Source organism: Proteus sp. G3927 (assembly GCF_963894685.1).
Classification (GTDB): domain Bacteria; phylum Pseudomonadota; class Gammaproteobacteria; order Enterobacterales; family Enterobacteriaceae; genus Proteus; species Proteus mirabilis.
In genome coordinates this window covers 213,058-219,573 of the sequence record NZ_CAWQGX010000034.1, presented here as the reverse complement: position 1 = coordinate 219,573, position 6,516 = coordinate 213,058, and the positions used below count along the sequence as shown (strand labels likewise).

Below are 6,516 nucleotides of genomic sequence, written 5' to 3'. Positions count from 1 at the left end.
TTTGCGGTAAGAGAGGGAGACTTCGATAAGTTGCGTGAAGTCGGCTTTAGCCGGATCTTGGCAATGAGGCATTTGGCAATCGATGTTCACGATCGTCGCGTCAGTCAGTGTGGTGGTAAAGAAGTGCTCTTGTTTACCTTCAACAGACGTGCGATACCATTTTAACTCAACTTTTGGCAGCATTTCGCCGGAAGCCAATGCGTTATACAGCAGAGGAACGGCTTTGTTTAATGCCACGGTAAAACGAAACGGTTTATGCGCACGTTGGCCAGAAGGTTGGCCTGATTGCGGATCAGTCGGAACCGTCACCACGTGAGAAAATTCTTGTACCAACATTTGGTCTTCATGACCTTGTACATAAATGTTGCCGACAGAATCTGCAGTAAACGCGCCTGCAGTGATGTTGCCCTGAGTTTTTCCTTCAATGGAAATATAGCAAGGAGTTGGCATAATGAGATCCTTTTATTAAAAATGACAAATTAAATTAAATGATTGTCTTAAAAACAATCCGTTAGTTATGTCCGTCATCTTAGCCAGTGCGCACGGTAAGACTTGATTAAAGGATAATAAAAGCTTATCAATAGGCTGTAAACCGCCCCTTGCTGTTGTATCTCTCTAGGATAAGTCACTTAGCGTAAACTGGTTGAAATATCGCTATATTATGCTGAAAAAATAATCATAAAAAGTGTTTATTAGCATAAAATATGATGAAGAAATAGACAAATTGCTCGCAGCCCAGTAAACACTATGTACATAAAAAATAAATTTTTTGCTAGTGCTTTTATAACGAATTAAAAATTTGTAACTATTTGATATTTAATGGTGTTAATTCTATTTCTTATAAATATTTCACCATTTTTCTTTTTATTGTTATTATTTCTCTAGATTATTAATCTAAAATAATCGCCTTGTTTAAAATAATATCTTTAATATTTCGTGTTTGTAAGTGATATGACCAATTTAAAGTGTTTTTATAGTGAGAGAAATCCATTTAACTCCATATAGAAACAATAAAAACTATTGAAAAAATAATATTTTTTTTAATTGGCTATATTAAATTTAAACAATTTCAACATTTCTGATAGCGCGATAGTCAGTTATCGATAAGATAAAAATAATAGTTTTACTAATATATTGAGTGGCGGGGATATGAATTATTGGCAGTGTATTAACGTTCTATAATAGATTAACACACTGCAGTATCTGATTTATTTCTCATTCGCGATAACGATTAGATCACTTTTTCTTATTCAGCATCGCCTTTAAATCAGCAAAGGGATTATAGGTTGCTTGCCCAACATCATCTTGGGCATCTTCCCCTGCAACAACGGTAGAGCCATACTCTTCTGCTTCTGTGTATTTTGAGTGCTCATGATCATGACAATACAGACACAGTAACTCCCAGTTACTGCCATCTTCGGGATTATTGGTGTGGTCGTGATCAATATGATGAACGGTTAATTCACGCAGATTTGAATAGACAAATTCACGAGCACAACGTCCACAAACCCAAGGGTAGAGTTTTAGCGCCTTTTCGCGGTAACCGCTTTCTAGTTTTGCATAGTTTTTGGGGATCACAGCCATGGTTTATTTTGCCTGTTATAAATGATAGAGAAAGTTTTTTGGTTACTTCTCAATATACCCTAATGCATTAAGGGAGCCAATGTGATTAACACAACGCTTACTCAGCAAATAACATCGATATGGTGATGAGTGTTATTATGATAATTTGCGTTGTTGTAACGAGATGCAGTCTTAAAAATTACAGGTATAATTTCGGGCATTATTGAGCAAAATTAGGCATAAAAATGGCAAAACTTACCTTACAAGAGCAGATGCTAAAAGCGGGATTAGTGACAAATAAGAAAATGGCTAAAGTACAAAGAACGGCGAAAAAATCGCGGGTTCAGGCCAGAGAAGCAAAAGAGGCTGTAGAAGAAAAGAAACGTTTACAGCTTGAGCGTGATAAACAACTTAGTGAACAGCAAAAACAAGCAACCTTATTAAAAGAGTATAAAGCGCAAGTTAAACAACTTATTGAGATGAATAGAATTACCCCTGCCAAGGGCGATATTGATTTTAAATTTACCGATAATAATGTGATTAAAACGCTTGAGGTGGATAAAGTAACACAATCTCAATTAATTAATGGTCGTTTAGCTATTGCACGTTTAGTGATTGATAGTGCCGGAAACAGTGAATATGCCATTATTCCTGCGAGTGTGGCAGATAAAATCATGCAAAGAGATGCAGATTGTATCTTATTAAACAACACATTAAGCCAAGCAGAACAAGACGAAGATGATCCTTATGCTGATTTTAAAGTGCCAGACGATTTAATGTGGTGATTTTAAGGGTGGCTTGATATTAAAACGGTGAAGGTAGATAAATATCCATCGGTTGCTCACTAACAGGGTGAATAAAATGTAACTCACAGGCATGCAACATTAGCCGTGGGGTATGCTCTGTTCCTGATAATAATAGGCCACCATACAAATCACACCCTAAAATAGGGTGCCCTATATATTGGCAATGGATACGCAATTGATGTGTTCTGCCTGTTTCCGGCGTGAGTCGCACGCGCGTTAAAGGTAATCGAGTGCCATCAGCCAGAGTCTGATAAAACCGTTCGATAACTTGATAGTAAGAGCGCGCAGCTTTGCCTTGTGTGGTGCTAATCGACATACGTGGAAAGTGTTGTGGATCTTTCGCGATAGGCGCTTCTATAACACCACTATCATGTTGCAAATGGCCACATAATAGGGCGTCATAAGCTTTAGTGATGGTTCGCTGGCTAAATTGTTGACAAAGTGCACGGTTAATCGCTTTATTCAGGGCAATAACCATCACCCCCGATGTGCCAAAGTCTAAACGATGAACTAATGTGCACTCGGGAAACAATAGTACTAAGCGATAATGAACAGAATCGATATTTTGCGGGTTTTTACCTGAAAGGCTTAGTAAACCTGATGGTTTGTTTATTACCAGTAGATGTTCATCTTGATAAAGATACTCAATCTTGTCATGGCAAATGGGGGCAATAAAGGTATCAATAATCGTCGACATCAAATTATCCTGATCACAAAAGTGCACTGATCATAGCTAAATTTCAGCCGATTGGCGACTTAAACCACAATATGCTTAGTGACTCAATTTAAAGACTAATAGGCAAAGGCATAGTCTGAATGCAGATTGTGCTTTATACTGCATAGAGAAAATTGAGTAATAATGATCATGTAGGCGGTAATGGCAATGAATGGAACAATCACAAAATGGTTTGAAGATAAAGGTTTTGGATTTATCAAAGATGAAAATGGGGATAATCGCTATTTTCATGTGATTAAGGTTGCCAACCCTGATCTTATTAAAAAAGATGCAATAGTCACGTTTGAACCCACGACCAATATGAAAGGGTTATCAGCCTATGCAGTAAAAGTGATCCCAGACAGTAAATATATCTTTATTGCCGGAGAGCGCGTTAAGTTAACGTCAATTAAGTCTTATCGTGTTTATAGCGAACAAGTACCCGTTAAAACGCATATTGATAAAGAAAATACAATATTATCAGTTGGTATGCTAATGAACAGTATTAAGCCTAAATCTGAGTCGGCAGCAGATCAAACGCGTACTTTGAAAAAAATTGATATCATTACTTATCACGGCAAAGTATTAACCTTTACTGATGATGAAGTCGATATTGATGCAACAGTCAAAGTGATTAAGGCTTAATTGAGATAATGCGCATCTGTTTTTAACTCAATAGTGCAATGGATCACCTTTGTGATTAAGCATATTATGCAGTAGAGTGTAATATGCTTAACTGATTGTTTTATCATGATTATTAATTGATTAGGTGAGATATGCTGGATTTTTTAAAAAATTATGACAATTTAACCGTCAGTGAAAAGAAAGTATTAAAGTATCTTACCGATAATATCGCCGATATCCCCTATTTAAATATTAATGATTTAGTCGCTAAAACCTTTGTATCAAAAACGGTAATTATTAATTTATCGCAGAAGTTAGGTTTTAGTGGCTTTAAAGAGCTAAAGTTTCAAATTAATAATTATATTCTTTCGCGTAATAAAATAGAAAAGAGTGATCACTCATCTTATAAAAAACAACTAGAGAAGAATATTAATAAAAGCTTTACCCTCATCAATGAAGATCAAATTAAAGAGTGTGCTAAAACCCTGCGCCATTCTCGTAATATTTTTATTGTGGCAAGGGGAACAAGTAAAGCAGTCGGTTATTATCTTGAACACTTATTGTTTGCACTGGGCCTGCATTGCTTTTTTATTAATGATTATAACTTATCAGATTCGTTTACACGTTTAGTGAATGAAGATGACACGGTTATTTTTATCTCTCTTTCAGGGGGAACTAAAAAGATCATTGAAACGGCAAAAATTGTGCAGTTAAAAGAGGCAAATATTATCAGTATGACAGCCTTTAATACCAATGAGTTAACCAGTTATGCGACGCATACGCTATTTTGTTTCGCGGATAATCATGATACGAAAAAAGATGATACCAAGTCACGAATTGGTTTTTTTATTTTGGTTGATTTGTTAATAAATGAAATAGAAAACCTACTTTAAACATTATTTTTAGTCTCAGAATGATCTCTTCAAGATTAACTTTTTCACAGCCTTATTCTTTACTATATTAATAAATTTAATGTGTTTTAAGCTAAAATAACAATTTATTTTAAAAATACCTTCATTTTCAATTTGTTCAATATCTCTTTAATGGGCTATTTATTAATAATAGAACATTCTATCTTCAAAAATTTATTATTTATTAAATTATTTTTTAATTTAAAAGACCTAGGTCATAATAAATGACCTAAGATAATATTTAAAACTAGCCCGCCATTCATTTTATAGATAACTCAATGCTAGAGTACTTTTGTCATTTTTCTATATTCGAGAAGTCATAAGGAAAAAATATGGCCAAGAAAAAATTCAGCGAATCCATACAGCGCTTTGGTAGGACCCTACTCCTGCCAATCGGTGTTTTAGCGCCTATCGGTATGATACTGGGTATCAGTGGCGCTTTAGTTCAGTCTTATATGATTGCACGCTTTCCTTTCCTGGGGAATGAAACAGTCAATGCATTATTAGTGAGCATCCGCTCTATTGCAGGGGTCGTGTTTGATAATATTCCACTGCTATTTGCTATGGGTGTGGCTTATGGTATGAGCCATAAAGACAAGGGGATCGCCGTGTTTGCCTCCGTTGTCGGCTATTTAACCTTGATTAGCACCATTAATATTTGGCTCGTTTTGACGGGGAAACTCGCTGATCCTGCCGTAATGACTCAAGTGGGGCAGATCAAGGTGTTAGGTATTCAAACCATGAATATCAGTGCCGCAGGGGGGATTATCACCGGATTAATTGCCGCTTGGGCGACAGATAAATTCTATAACCTTGAACTTCCTACCGCTTTTGCCTTCTTCTCCGGTAAAAAATCCGTTGCCATTATTATGGTGGGATTAATGATTGGCGTAGGGGCATTACTACCCTTTATCTGGGAAGTCTTGGTGATGGGATTAACAAAACTTTCCGCGGTCTTCCTGAGTCCTGTCGGACCATTCTTTACAGCAGGAGGAGAGCGACTGTTTATTCCATTTGGTTTACACCATGTATGGAACGTGTTGTTTAGATTTACCGAAGCAGGTGGCTCTTACGTTATTGATGGACAAACCTATGTGGGTGTTGTTCCTGCCATGACAGAAGTGTTGTTTAACCAAGGGCCAAGTAGTGAATATTGGTCAATGATGCCAAGCTTAACGCGTTTTATGGCACAACAACAAATGCTGGTCACTCTGTTCTTATTCCCAGCAATTGCCTTAGCAATTTATAGAACGTCGAAAAAAGAGAATCGCGCAGAAGTTAAATCTATGTTGGTGACCATGGTATTAACCGCCATGTTAGGTAACGTCACTGAGCCACTCGAATTTACCTTTGTGTTTATTGCGCCACTTTTATATCTGATTTACGCCATTATTGTTGGTATTGGTGCGGTTTTACTCTCTTTTGCTGGCGTGGCGATTGGCTATATCCGAGGTACGGTATTTGACTTCACCATCTTTGGTCTGCTCTATGAACATACCAACTGGATCTACTTAGTGATTATTGGTTTAGGTCTGGCGGTTGTCACTTACTTCATTTTCTACTGGGCCATTATTAAGTTTGATATCAAAACACCGGGTCGTGAAGAATCAAGCAATATGAAAAATACGCTTATTAAAGAGAAGCGTTATGGCGAAATTGCGGAGATCTTAATCCGCGCTTTAGGCGGAAAACAAAATATTCGTAACGTTGATAACTGTATTACTAGACTCCGTGTCGATATCGGTGAAGTAAATCAAATTGATAAAGAGTTAATGTTGGAATCAGGTTGTACAGCATTCTTTATTCCTGCAGCGAACCATGTCCATATTGTTTATGGACCAAAAGTTGAGTTTGTTCGCAATGCTGTTGATGAAGCAATGAAGAAATAACAAAGGAT

General features: G+C 36.7%; 7 protein-coding genes. 4 read left to right on the top strand and 3 right to left on the bottom strand.

Annotated features, from left to right (window positions below; translation table 11 throughout):
- Together AACV00_RS17025 and yajD are read right to left on the bottom strand one after the other, a co-directional pair.
- A partial coding sequence (locus AACV00_RS17025; protein ID WP_049204431.1) for an Hcp family type VI secretion system effector occupies positions 1–450 on the bottom strand: 450 nt, incomplete at its 3' end.
- 786 nt (positions 451–1,236) lie between these two features.
- Complete coding sequence (yajD, locus tag AACV00_RS17020; protein ID WP_004246674.1) at positions 1,237–1,584, bottom strand: HNH nuclease YajD; 348 nt, start codon at positions 1,582–1,584, stop codon at positions 1,237–1,239.
- 224 nt (positions 1,585–1,808) lie between these two features.
- On the opposite strand from yajD, the gene AACV00_RS17015 reads away from it, so the two are divergent.
- On the top strand, positions 1,809–2,348 hold the full coding sequence (locus AACV00_RS17015; protein WP_004246675.1) for a DUF2058 domain-containing protein: 540 nt from the start codon (positions 1,809–1,811) through the stop codon (positions 2,346–2,348).
- Between the two features lie 19 nt (positions 2,349–2,367).
- Here the strand turns inward: AACV00_RS17015 and AACV00_RS17010 are convergent, their stop codons facing one another.
- Positions 2,368–3,066, bottom strand: coding sequence for an RluA family pseudouridine synthase (locus AACV00_RS17010; protein ID WP_110706866.1), 699 nt, complete (start codon positions 3,064–3,066; stop codon positions 2,368–2,370).
- Between the two features lie 186 nt (positions 3,067–3,252).
- Between AACV00_RS17010 and AACV00_RS17005 the strand changes: the two genes are divergently transcribed.
- From AACV00_RS17005 to AACV00_RS16995, 3 genes are all read left to right on the top strand, one after another.
- Positions 3,253–3,729 carry a cold-shock protein gene (locus AACV00_RS17005; RefSeq protein ID WP_004249014.1) on the top strand — a complete coding sequence of 159 codons (477 nt, stop codon included), beginning with the start codon at positions 3,253–3,255 and terminating at the stop codon, positions 3,727–3,729.
- Positions 3,730–3,860: 131 nt separating this feature from the next.
- Positions 3,861–4,601: a MurR/RpiR family transcriptional regulator gene (locus AACV00_RS17000; RefSeq protein WP_110706867.1), complete on the top strand. Its 741-nt coding sequence runs from the start codon at positions 3,861–3,863 to the stop codon at positions 4,599–4,601.
- 350 nt (positions 4,602–4,951) lie between these two features.
- Positions 4,952–6,508: a PTS transporter subunit EIIC gene (locus tag AACV00_RS16995; protein ID WP_004246679.1), complete on the top strand. Its 1,557-nt coding sequence runs from the start codon at positions 4,952–4,954 to the stop codon at positions 6,506–6,508.
- Positions 6,509–6,516: the final 8 nt, after the last annotated feature.